18 protein-coding genes are annotated in these 17,784 nt (G+C 74.8%); all 18 read left to right on the forward strand.

The genetic code is table 11. From position 1 onward, the window contains the following. Positions 1-107 precede the first annotated feature (107 nt). Positions 108-308, forward strand: coding sequence for a ubiquitin-like protein Pup (locus B8281_RS12320; RefSeq protein WP_021479766.1), 201 nt, complete (start codon positions 108-110; stop codon positions 306-308). A gap of 19 nt (positions 309-327) precedes the next feature. Next, complete coding sequence (gene prcB / locus B8281_RS12325) at positions 328-1,251, forward strand: proteasome subunit beta (RefSeq protein ID WP_085387869.1); 924 nt, start codon at positions 328-330, stop codon at positions 1,249-1,251. Further along, positions 1,248-2,024: a proteasome subunit alpha gene (gene prcA, locus B8281_RS12330; RefSeq protein ID WP_085387870.1), complete on the forward strand. Its 777-nt coding sequence runs from the start codon at positions 1,248-1,250 to the stop codon at positions 2,022-2,024. The genes prcB and prcA overlap by 4 nt, the downstream gene beginning before the upstream one ends. 6 nt (positions 2,025-2,030) lie before the next feature. After that, positions 2,031-3,392 (forward strand): Pup--protein ligase, encoded by a 1,362-nt coding sequence (gene pafA / locus B8281_RS12335; protein WP_021479769.1) that lies wholly within the window; start codon positions 2,031-2,033, stop codon positions 3,390-3,392. 13 nt (positions 3,393-3,405) lie between these two features. Further along, a complete protein-coding gene (locus B8281_RS12340; protein WP_232322560.1) occupies positions 3,406-4,464 on the forward strand; it encodes an FKBP-type peptidyl-prolyl cis-trans isomerase in 1,059 nt (352 codons plus the stop codon). Next, positions 4,461-5,231 (forward strand): imidazole glycerol phosphate synthase subunit HisF, encoded by a 771-nt coding sequence (gene hisF / locus B8281_RS12345; protein ID WP_043651192.1) that lies wholly within the window; start codon positions 4,461-4,463, stop codon positions 5,229-5,231. The genes B8281_RS12340 and hisF overlap by 4 nt, the downstream gene beginning before the upstream one ends. Before the next feature lie 252 nt (positions 5,232-5,483). Further along, on the forward strand, positions 5,484-7,391 hold the full coding sequence (locus B8281_RS12350; protein ID WP_085388751.1) for an ABC transporter ATP-binding protein: 1,908 nt from the start codon (positions 5,484-5,486) through the stop codon (positions 7,389-7,391). Continuing rightward, entirely contained in the window at positions 7,388-9,277 is a 1,890-nt protein-coding gene (locus B8281_RS12355) for an ABC transporter ATP-binding protein (RefSeq protein ID WP_085387871.1), read from the forward strand. The genes B8281_RS12350 and B8281_RS12355 overlap by 4 nt, the downstream gene beginning before the upstream one ends. Positions 9,278-9,361: 84 nt before the next feature. Next, a complete protein-coding gene (hisI, locus tag B8281_RS12360; RefSeq protein ID WP_076404777.1) occupies positions 9,362-9,829 on the forward strand; it encodes a phosphoribosyl-AMP cyclohydrolase in 468 nt (155 codons plus the stop codon). Next, positions 9,826-11,403 (forward strand): anthranilate synthase component I, encoded by a 1,578-nt coding sequence (locus B8281_RS12365; RefSeq protein WP_085387872.1) that lies wholly within the window; start codon positions 9,826-9,828, stop codon positions 11,401-11,403. The genes hisI and B8281_RS12365 overlap by 4 nt, the downstream gene beginning before the upstream one ends. Next, complete coding sequence (locus B8281_RS12370) at positions 11,400-12,041, forward strand: Trp biosynthesis-associated membrane protein (RefSeq protein WP_085387873.1); 642 nt, start codon at positions 11,400-11,402, stop codon at positions 12,039-12,041. The genes B8281_RS12365 and B8281_RS12370 overlap by 4 nt, the downstream gene beginning before the upstream one ends. Positions 12,042-12,127: 86 nt before the next feature. Then, a complete protein-coding gene (locus B8281_RS12375; RefSeq protein ID WP_228075274.1) occupies positions 12,128-12,403 on the forward strand; it encodes an HGxxPAAW family protein in 276 nt (91 codons plus the stop codon). After that, positions 12,400-12,957, forward strand: coding sequence for a DUF4190 domain-containing protein (locus B8281_RS12380; protein ID WP_114553731.1), 558 nt, complete (start codon positions 12,400-12,402; stop codon positions 12,955-12,957). The genes B8281_RS12375 and B8281_RS12380 overlap by 4 nt, the downstream gene beginning before the upstream one ends. Positions 12,958-12,969: 12 nt before the next feature. Continuing rightward, on the forward strand, positions 12,970-13,401 hold the full coding sequence (locus B8281_RS12385) for a DUF2752 domain-containing protein (protein ID WP_085387875.1): 432 nt from the start codon (positions 12,970-12,972) through the stop codon (positions 13,399-13,401). 186 nt (positions 13,402-13,587) lie between these two features. After that, positions 13,588-14,400, forward strand: coding sequence for an indole-3-glycerol phosphate synthase TrpC (gene trpC, locus B8281_RS12390; RefSeq protein WP_043651188.1), 813 nt, complete (start codon positions 13,588-13,590; stop codon positions 14,398-14,400). A gap of 139 nt (positions 14,401-14,539) precedes the next feature. After that, on the forward strand, positions 14,540-15,796 hold the full coding sequence (gene trpB / locus B8281_RS12395; protein WP_043651228.1) for a tryptophan synthase subunit beta: 1,257 nt from the start codon (positions 14,540-14,542) through the stop codon (positions 15,794-15,796). Then, on the forward strand, positions 15,793-16,695 hold the full coding sequence (gene trpA / locus B8281_RS12400) for a tryptophan synthase subunit alpha (RefSeq protein WP_085387876.1): 903 nt from the start codon (positions 15,793-15,795) through the stop codon (positions 16,693-16,695). Before trpB ends, trpA begins: the two co-directional genes overlap by 4 nt. Further along, entirely contained in the window at positions 16,692-17,705 is a 1,014-nt protein-coding gene (lgt, locus tag B8281_RS12405; protein WP_085387877.1) for a prolipoprotein diacylglyceryl transferase, read from the forward strand. Before trpA ends, lgt begins: the two co-directional genes overlap by 4 nt. Positions 17,706-17,784 lie beyond the last annotated feature (79 nt).

Here is a 17,784-nt window from a genome sequence, read left to right on the forward strand (position 1 = left end):
TGGGAGGGACGCCGCGTGCGAGCAGGGCCGGGAAGGGCGCGAGCCCGGACGGGGTTGGAACGGACAGAGCGTCGGCGCGAGGCCGGCCGACGGACGAGGAGGCAGCCATGGCGGGTACCGAACGCACGCACGCGTCGCACGAGGACCGGCGTCCCGACGACGAGCCCGAGGCCCCGGCGACCCCGGTCGCGCCGCAGGCGCAGTCGCGCGACGCCGAGGTGGATGCGCTCCTCGAGGAGATCGACGAGGTCCTGGAGACGAACGCGGAGTCCTTCGTCCGGGGCTTCGTGCAGAAGGGCGGCGAGTAGGAAGGGTGACGGCAACCCGATGAGCACGGACCAGCCCGGGCGCCTGCCCGACGCGTTCACGACCCCCGGGTCGTCGTCCTTCCTGGAGTTCCTGTCCGGGCACGCCCCCGACCTGCTGCCGTCGCACCGCGTGGCCGGGCACGCGGCGTCCGGCACGCTTCCGGACGCGCCGCACGCCACCACGATCGTGGCGCTGACGTTCGGCGCCGAGGGCGTGGGCGCGGGCGTCGTGATGGCGGGGGACCGCCGCGCGACGATGGGCTCGATGATCGCGAACCGGGAGATCGAGAAGGTCTTCCCGGCCGACGAGTACTCGGCCGTGGGTATCGCCGGGACGGCGGGTATCGCCGTCGAGCTCGTGCGCCTGTTCCAGCTCGAGCTCGAGCACTACGAGAAGATCGAGGGCGCGCTGCTCTCGCTCGACGGCAAGGCGAACCGCCTGTCGACGATGATCCGCCAGAACCTCGGCCTCGCCATGCAGGGCCTCGCGGTCGTGCCGCTCTTCGCCGGGTTCGACCTCGACCGCGGCGCCGGCCGGATCTTCTCGTACGACGTCACGGGCGGGCGGTACGAGGAGCGGGCGTACCACTCGGTGGGATCGGGCTCGGTGTTCGCGCGCGGCTCACTGAAGAAGCTGTGGCGCACCGGTCTCGACCGGGCGGCCTCCGTGCGCGTCGCGGTCGAGGCGCTCTACGACGCGGCGGACGACGACTCGGCCACCGGCGGCCCGGACCCGGTCCGCCGCATCTGGCCGGTGGTCGCGGTCGTCACGGCCGACGGCTACGAGCGCGTGCCGGGCGACGAGCTCGCGGCGGTCGTCGAGCAGATCGTGGCGGAGCGCTCCGGGGCGGGCGTGGAGCGTGGCCGTCCCCCGGTGACGAACGCCGAGGCCGTCCCGCACGACCGCCCGCAGGACGGCCCGACCGGAGGTGACGACGCGTGAACATGCCTTTCTACGTCTCGCCCGAGCAGCTGATGAAGGACCGGGCGGACTTCGCGCGCAAGGGCATCGCGCGCGGCCGGTCGGTCGTGGTCCTCGCCTACGAGGACGGCATCGCGTTCGCGACGGAGAACCCGTCGCGCGCGCTGCACAAGATCTCGGAGATCTACGACCGCATCGCGTTCGCCGCCGTGGGCAAGTACAACGAGTTCGAGAACCTGCGCGTCGCCGGGGTGCGGTACGCGGACCTGCGCGGCTACTCCTACGACCGCACGGACGTCAACGCGCGCGGTCTCGCGAACGCGTACGCCCAGACGCTCGGCACGGTGTTCACCACGGAGTCGAAGCCGCTCGAGGTCGAGCTCGTCGTCGCGGAGGTCGGTCGCACGGCGGAGCAGGACCAGCTCTACCGCATCTCCTACGACGGCTCCGTCGCCGACGAGCAGGGCGTGGTCGTCATGGGCGGCCAGGCCGACCAGCTCGGTCGCGTGCTCCAGGACGCGTGGCGGCCCGGTCTCGGGCTCGCCGAGGTGCTGCGCCTGGCGGTGCACGCGCTCGCGTCCGGCGGCGAGGGGGACGACACCCGCACCATCCCGGCCGCGCAGCTCGAGGTGGCCGTCCTGGACCGCACCCGGCCCCGGCGCGCGTTCCGCCGTCTCACGGGCTCCGTCCTCGAGGGCCTCCTCGCGGACGACGACGCGGCGTCCACCACCGACGGGACCGCCGAGGGCGCGCCCGACGACACGACGGGCGCCGGCCCGACGGACGAGGGGTAGCGCCGCATGGACCGCAGGATCTTCGGGCTGGAGACCGAGTACGGCGTGACGTGCGCGTCCGACGACGGGCGCGGGCTCTCGGCGGACGAGGTCGCGCGGTACCTGTTCCGCAAGGTGGTCGCCTGGGGCCGGTCGTCGAACGTGTTCCTGCGCAACGGCTCGCGGCTGTACCTGGACGTCGGCTCGCACCCCGAGTACGCGACGGCGGAGTGCGACGACGTCCGTCAGCTCGTCGCGTACGACCGTGGCGGCGAGCGGATCCTCGAGGGCCTCGTGGCGGACGCGCAGCAGCGGCTCGAGCACGAGGGACTGCCCGGCCGGATCCACCTGTTCAAGAACAACACCGACTCGGCGGGCAACTCGTACGGCTGCCACGAGAACTACCTCGTGCGACGCCAGGGCGACTTCGCGCGCCTCTCGGACGTCCTCGTGCCGTTCCTCATCACGCGCCAGGTGCTCACGGGCGCCGGCAAGGTCCTCGCGACGCCGCGCGGCGCCGTGTACTGCCTGTCCCAGCGCGCCGACCACATCTGGGAGGCGGTGTCGAGCGCGACGACCAGGTCGCGCCCGATCATCAACACGCGCGACGAGCCGCACGCCGACGCCGAGAGCTATCGGCGCCTGCACGTCATCGTCGGCGACTCCTCGATGGCGGAGACGACGACCATGCTCAAGGTCGGCTCGACCGACCTCATCCTGCGCATGGTCGAGGCGGGGGTCCCCATGCGGGACCTGGCGCTCGAGAACCCCATCCGGTCGATCCGCGAGATCAGCCACGACATGACGGGCAAGCAGCCCGTCCAGCTCGCGAGCGGCCGGACGGTCACCGCGATCGACCTCCAGGGCGAGTACCTCCAGCGCGTGCGCGAGTTCGTCGAGCAGGACGTCGCGCCGACGCCCGTCGTCAAGCAGGTGCTCGACCTGTGGGAGCGCGGGCTGCGCGCCCTCGAGACGGGCGACCTCTCGCTCGTCGACCGCGAGCTGGACTGGGTCATCAAGTACCGCCTGATCCAGCGTTACCAGGCGAAGCACGGTCTCGAGCTCGACGACCCGCGGATCGCGCGCCTCGACCTCGCCTACCACGACATCTCGCGCACCGAGGGGCTGTACAACCTGCTCGCGGCGCGCGGCATGGTCGAGCGCGTCACCACCGACCTCGAGGTGTTCGAGTCGACGGCCGTGCCGCCGCAGACCACGCGCGCCAAGCTGCGCGGCGACTTCGTGCGCGCCGCGCAGGAGGCCCGCCGCGACTACACGGTGGACTGGGTGCACCTCAAGCTCAACGACCAGGCGCAGCGCACCGTGCTGTGCAAGGACCCGTTCCGGAACGTCGACGAGCGCGTGGAGCGCCTCATCGAGTCGATGTGATGCAGGACGTGATGTGACGAACCTGGCCCTCGCGGCCGGGCGCCCTCGGGGCGTCCGGCGCGCTCGTCGTGCGCCCGCGTCCCGGGCCGCGCTCGTGCTGCTCGTGGCGCTCCTCGCGGCGCTCGTGCTCGGTGCGTGCACGGAGCCGGAGGACGCGACGGAGACGCCGCTCAACACCGACCTCACGGTCGCCGGCTCGTCCGGCGCCCCGCCCGCGCTGGAGTACCGCGCGCCGCTCGACGTGCCGGACGCGCGGTCGGAGGTCGTGTGGCCGGGCGCCGGGGCGGAGCTCGTCGACGGCGGCCCGCTGCTGCTCAACCTCTACGCGGAGGACCTGCGCGACGGCACCGTCCTGCAGAACACGTACACGGACGCGCCGCGCTGGCGCACGCTGACCGACGAGTCCGTCGGCCGCGAGCTGCGCGACCTCCTGCGGGGGCAGCGCGTGGGGGCGCGCCTGCTGCGCCTCGAGGTGGACGACGGCGTCCCCGTCGCCCTCGTCGTCGACGTCCTGCCGACACGCGCGTCCGGGGAGCCGGTCGAGCCGGTCGAGGGCCTGCCCACGGTGACGCTCGACGAGCAGGGCGCACCGAGCGTGACCGTCCCGTCGGAGGCCGCGGCGCCCGCGGGCCTCGTGGTGCAGCCGCTCGTCCGCGGCGACGGGCGCCAGGTCGAGGTCGGTCAGGTGGTCACCGTCCGGTACTCGGGCGTGCGCTGGTCCGACGGCGAGGTCTTCGACTCGACGTGGACGGACGGCGCGGCGCCCCTGTCGGTGATGATCGGTATCGGCGAGGTCATCGAGGGGTGGGAGCAGGGGCTCCTCGAGCAGTCGGTGGGGAGCCAGGTGCTCCTCGTCGTGCCGCCCGACCTGGCCTACGGCGCCACCGCCAACCCGCTGGCCGGCGAGACGCTCGTCTACGTCGTCGACATCCTCGACGCCCAGTTCCCCGTGACCGAGGAGAGCGCGGGCGACACCGGCGCGGCCGACGACACGGCCGGCACCGACACGACCGGCACGGCCGGCACCGACACGACCGGCGGAGCGCCGGCCGACCGAGGAGACTCCCCATGACCGTCGCGATCCGCGTGATCCCGTGCCTCGACGTCGACGCGGGACGCGTCGTCAAGGGCGTGAACTTCGAGAACCTGCGCGACGCGGGCGACCCCGTCGAGCTCGCCGCGCGCTACGACACCGAGGGCGCCGACGAGCTGACGTTCCTCGACGTCTCGGCGTCGTCCGGCAACCGGGAGACGACGTACGACGTCGTGCGGCGGACCGCCGAGCAGGTCTTCGTCCCGCTCACGGTCGGCGGCGGGGTCCGCTCGGCGGACGACGTGGACCGTCTCCTGCGCGCGGGCGCGGACAAGGTCGGCGTGAACACGGCGGCGATCGCCCGCCCGGAGCTCATCGCGGAGATCGCGGACCGCTTCGGCAGCCAGGTGCTCGTGCTCTCGGTGGACGCCCGCCGCACGACCGGCGACGTGCGGACGGAGTCCGGCTATGAGGTCACGACCCACGGCGGGCGTCGCGGCACGGGGATCGACGCCGTGGAGTGGGCGTCACGGGCCGCAGGGCTGGGCGCGGGCGAGATCCTGCTCAACTCGATGGACGCGGACGGCACGACCGCCGGGTTCGACCTCGAGATGCTCGCCGCGGTGCGCTCCGAGGTGCGCGTGCCGCTGATCGCGAGCGGCGGGGCGGGCACGCCGGAGCACTTCGTGGCGGCGGCGCGCGCCGGGGCGGACGCGGTGCTCGCCGCGAGCGTCTTCCACTTCGGTGCCCTCACCGTCGGTCAGGTGAAGGACGCGATGCGGGCCGAGGGCGTGCAGGTGCGCTGACCGGCGCGGACGCCCGGCGGCGGTGTCGGGAGCCCGTGAGAGGATCGGGCCACCCCCTGAACGAAAGACGAGGACCGTCCCGTGCCCGGCAGCAGGACGCGCCCCACCGGCGCCGACGCCCCGCCCGCCCCGACCGACCCGCCGGCCACCGACGCCCGGCACGACCGCCCCCGCGACCGGCTCCCTGCCGAGCCGTCGGTCCGGCGACCGCACGCGCTCACCGGTTCCCGCGTCCGCCGCTCGCTCGCGCTCATGGGGCGCGGCATCCGCGACGAGCCCCGCACGTACGTGCTGGCGATCGGGTCCTCCGCGCTCTTCGGCGCGCTGACCGTCGCCGTGAGCGGCGCGGTCGGCCAGGTCACCGACGAGGTCGTGGTGCCCGCGCTCGCGGGCGACGAGGCCGCGCGCGGCCGCATCTGGGTCGCGGGCCTCGTGCTCGCCGGGATCGCGCTCTCGCTCGCGGTGAGCGTCGCCGCGCGGCGCATCTTCGCGGGCAACGGGTACGCCGCGCTGCAGGCGCGCCACCGCACAGCGGTGACCCGCCAGTACCTGCGCCTGCCGATGTCGTGGCACCGCTCGCACCCGGCCGGGCAGCTCCTGTCGAACGCGAACTCCGACGTCGAGGCCGCGACGGGCGTCTTCAACCCGCTGCCGTTCGCGCTGGGCGTCGTCGTCATGATCGGCGTCGCCGCCGTGATGCTCTTCCGGGTGGACGTCTGGCTCGCGTGCGCGGCGCTCGTGGTCATCCCGGTCGCCGTCGCCGTGAACATCGTGTTCCAGCGCTACATGTCGCCCGCCATCACGCGGGCGCAGCAGCTGCGCGCCGAGGTGTCCGACGTCGCGCACGAGAGCTTCGAGGCCGCGCTCCTCGTCACGTCGCTCGGCACCGCGGACCGCGAGGAGCGCCGCTTCGCCGAGCGCACCGACGAGCTGCGCGCCGCGAACGTGCGGGTCGGCGTCGTGCGCGCGTTCTTCGACCCCGTCATCGAGCTCCTGCCGTCGCTCGGCACGCTCCTCGTGCTGGGCGTCGGGACCGTGCGCCTCACCGCGGGCGACGTCGCGCCCGGCGACATCATCACCGCCGCGTACCTCCTGACCGTCATGGCCGTGCCGGTCCGCGCGTTCGGCTGGGTCCTCGGCGAGCTCCCGCGCGCGCTCGTCGGGTACGAGCGCATCAGCCGCGTCGTCGACGCCGGGGGCGTGCTGCGTCCCGGGACGTCGGCCCTGAGCGGGACGGATGCCGGGCTGGGCGTGCGGCTCGAGGGCGTCGGTGTCGACGTCCGGGCGGGCGGCCGCGAGCTCACGCTGCTCGACGGCGTGGACCTCACCGTGGCGCCGGGGACGACGGTCGCCGTCGTGGGCCCGACGGGCGCCGGCAAGACGACGCTCGTCTCGCTCCTCGCGCGGCTCTCGGACCCGACGCGCGGGCGCGTGCTCCTCGACGGCACCGACGTGCGCGACGTGCGCGAGGCGGACCTCACGACGCAGGTCGCTCTCGTCGCGCAGCAGGCGTTCGTGTTCGAGGACACCGTGCGCGCGAACGTCACGCTCGTCGACGACGGCGATCCCGGCCCGGACGACGCGGAGGTCTGGGCGGCCCTGCGGCTCGCGCGCGTGGACGACGTCGTCGAGCGGCTCCCGGAGGGCCTCGACGCCCCGCTCGGGGAGCGGGGGGCCAACCTGTCCGGTGGCCAGCGCCAGCGTCTCGCGATCGCGCGCGCGCTCGTCCGGCGTCCTCGCCTCCTCGTCCTCGACGACGCGACCTCGGCCGTCGACCCGCGGGTCGAGCAGGAGATCCTCGCGGGCGTCGCGCGGGGCGGCGACGACCGCCCGACGGTCGTGATGGTCGCCTACCGCATGTCGAGCGTCGCGCTCGCGGACGTCGTCGTGCACGTGGAGTCCGGGCGGGTGGTGGACGTCGGGACGCACGACGAGCTGCTCGCCCGCGACCCGGGGTACCGCGAGCTCGCGACCGCGTACGCGCGTGAGGCGGAGCGCCGGGAGAACGAGCGCGCCGACGCGACGGACGACTCCGTGCGCGAGGCGGGCGAGGACGAGCAGGTCCGCGACGGTCACCGGGACGACGACCTCGCGCGCCAGGAGGAGACGGAGGAGGACGACGTCGTGCGGCACGTCGAGACGGGGGCGCTGGAGGAATGACCCGGACCACGACCGAACGACCCGGACGGTCGCCCCGCCGGGGCGCGGGTCCCGCCGTCGACGGCGGCGCGGACGTCCGCACCGGCGACGCGCGCATCGCCTCGGCGAGCTCCCTGGGCGTCCTCGCGACGCTGCGTCGCGGCGTGCAGGCGTCGCCGCAGATCCTCGCCGGCATCTGGGTGACCCTCGGCCTCGCCGTCGCCGCGGCGCTGGGCCGGGTCGTCGTGCCCGTGACCGTGCAGCAGACCATCGACACGGGCGTGCTCGCCGACGGCGGTCCGGACACGACGCGCGTCGCGGTGCTCGTGGGCGTCGCCGCCGGGATCCTCGTCCTCGCCGGGCTGTGCTCGGCCCTCGTCAACGTGCGCCTGTTCCGGTCGACCGAGGCGGGCCTCGCCGCGCTGCGCGTGCGCGCGTTCCGGCACGTGCACGACCTGTCGGTGCTCACCCAGAACTCCGAGCGGCGCGGGTCGCTCGTCTCGCGCGTCACGAGCGACGTCGACACGATCTCCCTGTTCGTGCAGTGGGGCGGCATCATGCTGCTCGTCTCGGTGCTGCAGATCGGCGTCGCGACGGTGCTCATGGCGGTCTACTCGTGGCAGCTCACGCTCGTGGTGTGGGCGTGCTTCGTGCCGCTGTTCCTCGTCCTGCGCCCCGCGCAGGCGCGGGTCAACGACGCGTACACCCAGGTCCGCGCGCGGGTCGGCGCGATGCTCGGCGCGATCTCGGAGTCCGTCGTCGGCGCGGAGACCATCCGCGCGTACGGCGCCGGGGCCCGGACGGCCCGCCGCATCGACGCCGCGGTCGACGCGACGCGGCGCGCGATGGTCCGGGCGCAGAAGCTCGTCGCCGTCGTGTTCTCGAGCGGCGTGCTCGTGGCGAACCTCGTGCTCGCGGTCGTCGTGGTCGTCGGGTCGCTGCTCGGCGTGGCGGGCGACATCTCGGTGGGGCAGCTCCTCGCCTTCCTGTTCCTCGTCCAGCTCTTCACCGGCCCCGTCCAGATGGCGACGGAGATCCTCAACGAGCTGCAGAACGCCGTGGCGGGCTGGCGCCGCGTCCTCGCGGTCCTGGAGACGCCGGTCGAGGTCGTCGACAAGGGCCCCGACGGCGTGCGCAGCCCGCGCGGCCCGGCCCACGTACGCCTCGAGGGCGTCCGGTTCGCCTACCCCGACGGGCCCGAGGTGCTGCACGGCGTCGACCTCGACCTGCCGGCGCGTGCCTCGGTCGCCGTCGTCGGCGCGACCGGCTCGGGCAAGACGACGATCGCGAAGCTCGTCACGCGGCTCATGGACCCGACGGGCGGGCGCGTGCTCCTGGACGGCACGGACCTGCGCGACCTGTCCGTGGCGTCCCTGCGCGAGCGCGTCGTGCTCGTGCCCCAGGAGGGCTTCCTGTTCGACGGGACGCTCGCCGACAACGTCGCCTACGGGCTCCGGGGCGCCGCCGAGGAGGAGCCGGCCGCCGTGCGTCGCGCCCGGATCGAGGCGGCCGTCGAGCGGCTCGGCCTCACCGACTGGGTCGCGGACCTGCCGGACGGGCTCGACTCCTCGGTCGGCCAGCGGGGCGAGTCCCTCTCCGCGGGCGAGCGACAGCTCGTCGCGCTCGTCCGGGCCTACCTGGCGGAGGCGGACCTGCTCGTCCTGGACGAGGCGACGTCCGCCGTCGACCCGGCGACCGAGGTCCGGATCGCCCGGGCGCTCGCGTCGCTCACCGCGGGCCGGTCGACGCTGACGATCGCGCACCGCCTCTCCACGGCCGAGGCGGCCGACCTCGTCGTCGTCGTCGACGCCGGGCACGTCGTGGAGGTGGGCCACCACGACGACCTCGCCCGCGCGGGCGGGGTCTACGCCCGCATGCACGACGCCTGGGTCTCCCAGACCCGCTGACCTGCCCGGCCAGGCGACCGACGTCACGCCGGGTCGGGCGAGACGGGGGACCGGCGGCGGCCCGGCGTCTGGCAGGATTCTCGGGTGCCCGACTCCACGACCGGCCCGCAGACCACGACCCCGTCCGCGCTCGACCCCGAGGTCGCCGCGCGGCTCAAGCGCGACGACGCCGGACTGGTCGCCGCGATCGTCCAGCAGCACGACACCGGTGAGGTGCTCATGCTCGGCTGGATGGACGACGAGGCGCTCCACCGCACCCTGACGACCGGCCGGGTGACGTTCTGGAGCCGGTCGCGCCAGGAGTACTGGCGCAAGGGCGACACGTCGGGCCACGTCCAGGTGGTGCGCTCGGTCGCGCTCGACTGCGACGGCGACGCGCTCCTCGTGCGCGTGCACCAGGTCGGCGCCGCGTGCCACACGGGCACCCGCACGTGCTTCGAGGCCGGGGGAGACCTGGGCGCCGTCGTCGGCGAGCTGCCGTCCGCGCCCGGTGCCCCGGACGCCGGGGCCGCGCCCGCCGTCGGACCGGACCCCGAGGAGGAGAACCAGTGAGCACGACCGTCGACCCGGCCGGCACCACCACCGTCCCTGCGGGCGGTCCCGCGTGGGGCACGACGTGGCCCGTGCTCGACGGCTTCCGCGCGCTCGCCCGCTCCCGCCGGGTCGTCCCGGTCGTGCGGCGCCTCCTGGCCGACGACGTCACGCCCGTCGGGCTCTACCGCACCCTGGCGCAGGGGCGCCCGGGCACCTTCGTGCTGGAGTCCGCGGAGTCGGACGGGCGCTGGGCCCGGTACTCGTTCGTCGGCGTCGCGTCCCGCGCGACCCTCACGGCGCGCGACGGCCGGGCGGTGTGGTCGGGCGACGTGCCCGCGGGCGTCCCGCGCGAGGGTGACGTCGTCGACGTGCTGGAGGCCACGCTCGACGTGCTGCGCACGCCCGCGGTCGACGGCCTCCCGCCGCTCACGGGCGGGCTCGCCGGGGCGATCGGGTGGGACGTCATCCGGCACTGGGAGCCGACGCTGCCGGCGCACGCGCCCGACGAGCTGGGCGTCCCGGAGCTCACGCTGTGCCTCGCGACGGACCTCGCGGTCGTCGACCATGCGGAGGGCAGCGTGTGGCTCGTGGCGAACGCGATCAACTTCGACGACACGGACGAGCGGGTCGACGAGGCGTACGCCGACGCGGTGCGGCGCCTGGACGCGATGCAGGCGCGCCTCGTCGCCGGCGGTGCGCACGTCGCGTCGGTCGTGGCCGCCGACGCCGCCGAGCCGGAGCTCGAGTTCCGCTCGACGCGCGACGAGTTCGAGGCGTCCGTCGTGGCGGGCAAGGACGCGATCCGCGAGGGCGAGGTCTTCCAGGTCGTCCTCTCGCAGCGCCTGGACCTCGACTGCCCGGCGGACCCGCTGGACGTCTACCGGGCGTTGCGCACGATCAACCCGAGCCCGTACATGTACTACTTCCAGCTCACGGACGCGGACGGGCGCGACTTCGCGGTCGTGGGGTCGAGCCCGGAGACGCTGGTCAAGGTCGAGGACGGGCGGGTCACGACGTTCCCCATCGCGGGCTCGCGGCCGCGCGGCGCGACGCCCGAGGAGGACGTCGCGCTCGGGGAGGAGCTGCGCGAGGACCCCAAGGAGCTCGCGGAGCACATCATGCTCGTCGACCTCTCGCGCAACGACCTCGTCAAGGTCTGCGAGCCGACGTCGGTCGAGGTCGTGGAGTTCATGACGACCAAGCGGTTCAGCCACATCATGCACCTGTGCTCGACGGTCGTCGGCACGCTGCGCGACGGCGCGACGGCGCTCGACGCCTTCCGGGCCACGTTCCCCGCGGGGACGCTCTCGGGCGCGCCCAAGCCGCGCGCGATCGCCCTCATCGACGAGCTCGAGCCCGCCTCGCGCGGGATCTACGGTGGGACGGCCGGGTACTTCGACTTCGACGGGAACATGGACATGGCGATCGCCATCCGCACGGCGCTGATCCGCGACGGGCGCGCGAGCGTCCAGGCCGGGGGCGGGATCGTCGCCGACTCCGTGCCGGCGCTCGAGTACGCGGAGTCGCGCAACAAGGCGGCCGCGGCGGTCCGCGCCGTGCAGGTCGCGGCGCGGCTGCGGGGGCTCGCGTGAGCCGCCCGGGCGGCCCGGCCCGCCGCACGGCCATCTGGGTCCTGCTGCTCCTCGGGGGCGCGACCCTCGCGGCGGCGGTGCCCACGTGGCTGCGCACGACGGGGGCCACCGCGCTCGACCCGCAGGTCGACGTCGCGGTGGCCGGCGCGTCGGCCGCACCCGGCGTGAGCGCGGCCGCGCTCGTGCTCGTCGCGGCCGCGCTCGCGCTCGGCCTCGTGGGACGGGTCGGCCGGTGGGTCGTCCTGGCGGTCGCGGCGGCCAGCGGCGTCGTCGCGACGGTGTCGGCGCTGAGCGTCGCGATCGACCCGGAGCCGACCGCCCGGTCGGCGGTGGCCGAGGCGACGGGCGTGACGGAGCTGACCGCACCGGTCGAGCTCACCGCGGCGCCGTGGGTGGCGGCCGTGCTCGGCGTGCTCACCGTGCTCGTGGTGGTGTGGGTGGCGCTCGGCGCGCGGTCGTGGGCGAGCGCCTCGACGCGGCACGAGCGGGCCGGGGCGACGCCCGCGACGGCAGCCGGCACGCCCGCGGACGGGACCTCCGAGGTCGCGGGCGCGGCGGGCCCCGCCGACGCCGAGGACGTCTCCGACCACGACGCGTGGGACGCGCTGTCCCGCGGCGAGGACCCCACGGACCGCTGAGCAGCGCGGACGTGTCCCACGCGACGTCCGCCGACGTCCCGCGACGGGACGGGCCCCGGCCCGGTCCGATAGGCTCTGACCACATCTTGACGAAAGGCACGACCCTCATGGCCGAGAACCAGCAGACCACCGAGATCGCCTACCTGCCGCCCGCGGCACCGCCCACGAACCACGGCCACACCGTCGCCGCGTGGTTCACCATGATCGGCATCATGGTCGGCGCCCTCGTGGCCGCGATCGGTGTCGTGGTCGCCGCCGTCTGGCTGTTCTGGGTCGGCATGGGCGTCGTGGCCGTGGCGCTCGTCGGCGGCCTCGTGCTCCGCAACATGGGCTACGGGCAGAAGAAGCAGGACGCGCGGTGACGCAGCCGCCGGAACCGGGCCCGCACGACGCCACGCCCCCGCAGGACGGGTCGCAGGCGCCGTACGGCTCGTCGGTGCCCGGCGGCGCGCAGCACCCCGGCCCGCAGGGTCCTGACCAGGGCTACCCCGGTCAGCAGCAGCCCGGCCAGCCGTACCCGGGCCAGCAGCAGCCCGGCCAGCCGTACCCGGGCCAGCAGCAGCACCCGGCGCAGGCGTACCCGGGCCAGCAGTACCCCGGTCAGCAGTACCCGGCCGGCGCGTACGCGCCGCCGCCGTACTACCCGAAGAACAACCTCGCGATCTGGTCGCTCGTCCTGGGCATCGCCGCGTTCGTGCTCAGCTGCGGCTTCTTCACGGGCATCCCCGCGGTCATCGTGGGCAACGCGGCGAAGCGTGCCGTCGCGGAGGGCCAGGCGGACAACGACGGCATGGCGACGGCGGGGATCATCCTCGGCTGGGTCGCGATCGGCCTGTCCGCGATCGGTCTGCTGCTCCTGCTGGTGTTCTTCCCCGCCGTCCTCGCCTGGGTCGGCACGATCCCCGACCAGTACTGACGGGGCGGTCACGTGACGTCCGAGGCGGTGCGCCGACGGCGGGTGCCGCGCGAGGCCGTGGCGCCCCTCGCCGTCGGTGCGCTCGTCGCCGCCGCGACGGCGTACGTGGGCGCCGTCGACCCGAACCGCCCGGGCCACTACGTCACGTGCCCGCTGCTCGCCCTGACGGGCCTGGCGTGCCCCGGGTGCGGCGGCCTGCGGGCCACGCACGACCTCGTGCACCTCGACCTCGCCGCGGCCTGGTCCATGAACCCGCTGTGGGTCGTCGTCGCGCCGCTGCTCGTCGTGCTGTGGGGCCTGTGGCTCGCCCGTGCCTGGCGCGGCCGTCCCGCGCCGCGCGTGCCCGCGGGGGTGGCGTGGACGTCGCTCGCCGTGCTCGTGCTCTTCGGGGTGCTGCGCAACGTGCCCGCCCTGGTCCCGTGGCTCGGCCCGGTGGCTGCCTGAGCCGGCGGCCGTGACCGCGACCGGCCGCGCCGCGCGCGTCTCGGGGGCTGGGCCGTGGTCATCGTCACTCGGGGGCGGCTCTACGATGGCAGGTACCTCCCTGTCAACGGGTCGGCCCGAACCTGTGGGTGCACGCCGGCCGACCGGCCCGGCAGGGGGCGGGACGACACGGGGAGTGGTGGGACGATGACGGTGCTGGACGACATCGTCGCGGGTGTGCGCGAGGACCTCGCGGCACGCCAGGCGACGACCTCGCTCGACGAGCTCAAGGAACGAGCCGCCCGCGTCCCCGGTGCGCTCGAGTGCGTGAGCCGCCTCAAGGCGGACGACGCCGTGGCCGTCATCGCCGAGGTGAAGCGGTCGAGCCCCAGCAAGGGTGCGCTCGCGTCCATCTCCGACCCGGCCGAGCTCGCGGGGGAGTACGAGAAGGGCGGCGCGGCCGCGATCTCGGTGCTCACCGAGCAGCGGCGGTTCAACGGGAGCCTCGCCGACCTCGACGCCGTCCGGGCGCGGGTCGACGTCCCGGTGCTCCGCAAGGACTTCGTCGTGACGCCGTACCAGGTGTGGGAGGCGCGCGCGCACGGCGCGGACATCGTGCTCCTCATCGTCGCCGCGCTCGAGCAGACGGTGCTCACGTCGCTCGTCGAGCGCGTGCACTCGCTCGGCATGACCGCGCTCGTCGAGGTCCACACGCTCGACGAGGTGACGCGCGCGCTCGACGCCGGGGCGCGGGTCGTCGGCGTGAACTCGCGCGACCTCAAGACGCTCGACGTCGACCGCACGACCTTCGCGCGCCTCGCGCCCGCGATCCCCGACGAGGTCGTCCGCGTGGCCGAGTCCGGCGTGCGCGGGCCGCACGACGTCATGGACTACGCCCGCTCCGGCGCGCACGCCGTGCTGGTCGGCGAGGCGCTCGTGACCGACGACGCGCCGCGCTCGTCCGTCGCCGACCTCGTCGCGGCCGGGTCGCACCCGTCGCTGTGGTCCGTGCGGCCCTGAGGCACGACGGCACCGTCCGTCACGTCGCAGGCGCCGCGCCCCGGCCCAGCACACCCCACCACGCAGGAGGACCGGCCCCGTGCCCGACTCGACACCATCGACCACCCCTCCGAGCGGCGCGCACTCCGTCCGCGCCGACCTGACGCGCTCCCTCGCGACCCAGGAGGGTCCCTACTTCGGCGAGTTCGGCGGGCGCTACGTGCCCGAGGCGCTCGTCGCCGCCCTCGACGAGCTCGAGACCGAGTACCGCAAGGCGCTCGACGACCCGGCGTTCGTCACCGAGCTCGCGCGCCTGCAGCGCGAGTACACCGGCCGCCCGAGCCCGCTCACCGAGGTGCCCCGCTTCGCGGAGCACGCCGGCGCCTCGCGCGTGTTCCTCAAGCGCGAGGACCTCAACCACACCGGCTCGCACAAGATCAACAACGTCCTGGGCCAGGCGCTGCTCGTCAAGCGCATGGGCAAGAAGCGCGTGATCGCCGAGACGGGCGCCGGCCAGCACGGCGTCGCGACGGCGACGGCCGCGGCCCTGCTCGACCTCGAGTGCGTCGTCTACATGGGCGAGGAAGACACGCGGCGCCAGGCGCTGAACGTCGCGCGCATGCGCCTCCTCGGCGCCGAGGTCGTCCCCGTGACGATCGGCCAGCGCACCCTCAAGGACGCGATCAACGAGGCGCTGCGCGACTGGGTCGCCAACGTCGACACGACGCACTACCTGCTCGGCACCGTGACCGGGCCCCACCCGTTCCCCGAGATGGTGCGCGAGTTCCACCGCGTCATCGGCGAGGAGGCGCGCACGCAGATCCTCGACCGCATCGGGCGTCTGCCCGACGCGCTCGCCGCGTGCGTGGGCGGCGGCTCGAACGCGCTCGGGCTCTTCAACGCCTTCCTCGACGACGAGGGCGTCGAGCTCTTCGGCTTCGAGGCCGGGGGCGAGGGCATCGAGACGGGCCGCCACGCGGCCCGCTTCAGCGGCGGCGCGCCGGGCGTCCTGCACGGCGCGCGCTCGTACCTCCTCCAGGACGAGGACGGCCAGACCCTGCCGAGCCACTCGGTGTCGGCGGGTCTCGACTACCCGAGCGTCGGGCCGGCCCACTCGTGGCTCCACGACCTCGGCCGCGCGACGTACCTGCCCGTGACCGACGCCGAGGCGATGGACGCGTTCCGGCTGCTGTGCCGCACCGAGGGGATCATCCCCGCGATCGAGTCGGCCCACGCCCTCGCGGGCGCGCTGCGGATCGGGCGCGAGGCCGCGGCCGCGGGCCGCACCGACCACGTGATCCTCGTGAACCTCTCGGGGCGCGGGGACAAGGACGTGGCGACCGCCGCCCGGTGGTTCGACCTCGTGGACGACGACGCGATCGCCGAGACGGCGACGGGCACGGAGGGACAGCTGTGAGCGCCGCCCAGACCCAGGACGCACCCGGGGCGTCGACGCCGGGGACGGCGTCGGCCACCGCCAGCCGCCTGCTCGAGCTGCGCGCGGAGGGCCGCGCGGGGCTCGTCGGCTACCTGCCCGTCGGCTTCCCGACCGTCGAGCGCTCCGTCGAGGCGGCGCTCGCGCTCGTGGACTCGGGCGTGGACGTGCTCGAGCTCGGCATCCCGTACACGGACCCCGTCATGGACGGCCCGGTGATCCAGGCCGCGGCCCAGGCGGCGCTCGACGGCGGCGCGCGCGTCGCGGACGTCTTCCGCGTCGTCGCGGCCGTCACGGAGCGCACGGGCCGGCGCGTGCCGGTGCTCGTCATGACGTACTGGAACCCCGTGCTGCGCTACGGCGTCGACGCGTTCGCGCGCGACCTCGCTGCGGCCGGGGGAGCCGGGCTCATCACGGCCGACCTCGTCCCCGACGAGGGGCGCGCGTGGCTGGACGCCGCCGAGGCGCACGGTCTCGACCGCGTGTTCCTCGTCGCGCCGAGCTCGACGCCGGAGCGCCTCCGGCTCACCGCGCGCGCGTCGCGCGGCTTCGTCTACGCCGCCTCGACGATGGGCGTCACGGGCGTGCGCGCCGCCGTCGGGCCCCAGGCCGCGCGGCTCGTCGCCGACACGCGCGCGGCGGGCGCCGAGCTCGTCTGCGTCGGCCTCGGCGTCTCCACGGCCGAGCAGGCCGCGGAGGTCGCGCGCTACGCCGACGGCGTCATCGTCGGCTCGGCGTTCGTCCGGCCCCTGCTGGGCGACGCCCCGTGGGACGAGCGACTCGCCGCGCTCCGTACGGTCGCCGCCTCGCTTGCGGCCGGGGTGCGGTCCGCCCGTCAGGAGCAGCCCGGCACGACGGCGCCCGGCGGGGTGGTCGCATGAGCGCCGCGCTCGCCGTCGGGCAGCTCGTGGAGGCCGCGGGCGTCCTGCCCGCGGCGATCCCGAGCCCGCCCCAGCACACCTGGTACCTCGGGCCGTTCCCGATCCGCGCCTACGCGCTCGCGATCCTCGCCGGGATCGGCGTCGCCCTGTGGCTCACGCGGCGTCGCTGGGTGGAGCGCGGGGGAGAGGCCGACGACGTCCTGGAGATCGCGTTCTGGGCGGTCCCGTTCGGGATCGTCGGCGGGCGGCTCTACCACGTCTTCTCGACGCCCGACCCGTACTGGGGCCCGAACGGGGACCCCGTCCGCGCGCTGTACGTGTGGGAGGGCGGCCTCGGCATCTGGGGCGCGGTCGCGCTCGGCGCGGTCGGCGCGTACATCGGGTGCCGTCGCCAGCGCGTGAGCTTCCCGGCGTTCGCCGACGCGCTCGCCCCGGGGCTGCTCCTCGCGCAGGCCGTCGGCCGCCTCGGCAACTGGTTCAACCAGGAGCTGTTCGGCTCGCCCACGACGCTGCCGTGGGGCCTGCGGGTCGACGACTCGGTCGCCGCCGCGGCCGGCTACCCGCCGGGCACGCTGTTCCACCCGACGTTCCTCTACGAGATGGTCTGGAACATCGCCGCTGCCCTGCTCCTGATCTACCTGGACCGTCGGTTCCGGCTCGGTCATGGTCGGGTATTCTGGCTCTACGTCTTCGTCTACACGCTCGGTCGGGTGTGGATCGAGATGCTGCGCATCGACGAGGCCGAGCTCGTCCTCGGTCTCCGGCTGAACGTCTGGACCTCGATCCTGGTCGGTGTCGGTGCGTTGGTAGCGTTTATCGTTGTCGGGCGTCGCCACCCCGGGCGCGAGGAGACGGTGTCCCTCGACGCGCCGGGCGAGGCGCCCGCCACGGAGCCCACGGAGCCGGTCGAGGAGTCGACCGACGCCGCGGACCCCGAGAAGACCGCGGACTCCGACGACTCGGAGGAGTCCGAGCAGGCAGATGCCGCGCGACCAGACCCCGGTCGCTGAGCCTCCGTCACTCAACGGCGAATCCGCCGGGCGACCGCCCGGTGGTTCCGTCATGTCCACCAGGGCCGACGACGTCCCG

Origin of the sequence: Cellulosimicrobium sp. TH-20, from assembly GCF_002105775.1 — a bacterium.
Classification (GTDB): Bacteria; Actinomycetota; Actinomycetes; order Actinomycetales; family Cellulomonadaceae; genus Cellulosimicrobium; species Cellulosimicrobium funkei.

Coding starts and splice junctions, on each gene's coding strand:
- B8281_RS12320 (WP_021479766.1), top strand. CDS start 108: ATGGCGGGTACCGAACGCACGCACGCGTCGCACGAGGACCGGCGTCCC.
- prcB (WP_085387869.1), top strand. CDS start 328: ATGAGCACGGACCAGCCCGGGCGCCTGCCCGACGCGTTCACGACCCCC.
- pafA (WP_021479769.1), top strand. CDS start 2,031: ATGGACCGCAGGATCTTCGGGCTGGAGACCGAGTACGGCGTGACGTGC.
- hisF (WP_043651192.1), top strand. CDS start 4,461: ATGACCGTCGCGATCCGCGTGATCCCGTGCCTCGACGTCGACGCGGGA.
- B8281_RS12350 (WP_085388751.1), top strand. CDS start 5,484: ATGGGGCGCGGCATCCGCGACGAGCCCCGCACGTACGTGCTGGCGATC.
- B8281_RS12355 (WP_085387871.1), top strand. CDS start 7,388: ATGACCCGGACCACGACCGAACGACCCGGACGGTCGCCCCGCCGGGGC.
- trpC (WP_043651188.1), top strand. CDS start 13,588: ATGACGGTGCTGGACGACATCGTCGCGGGTGTGCGCGAGGACCTCGCG.
- lgt (WP_085387877.1), top strand. CDS start 16,692: ATGAGCGCCGCGCTCGCCGTCGGGCAGCTCGTGGAGGCCGCGGGCGTC.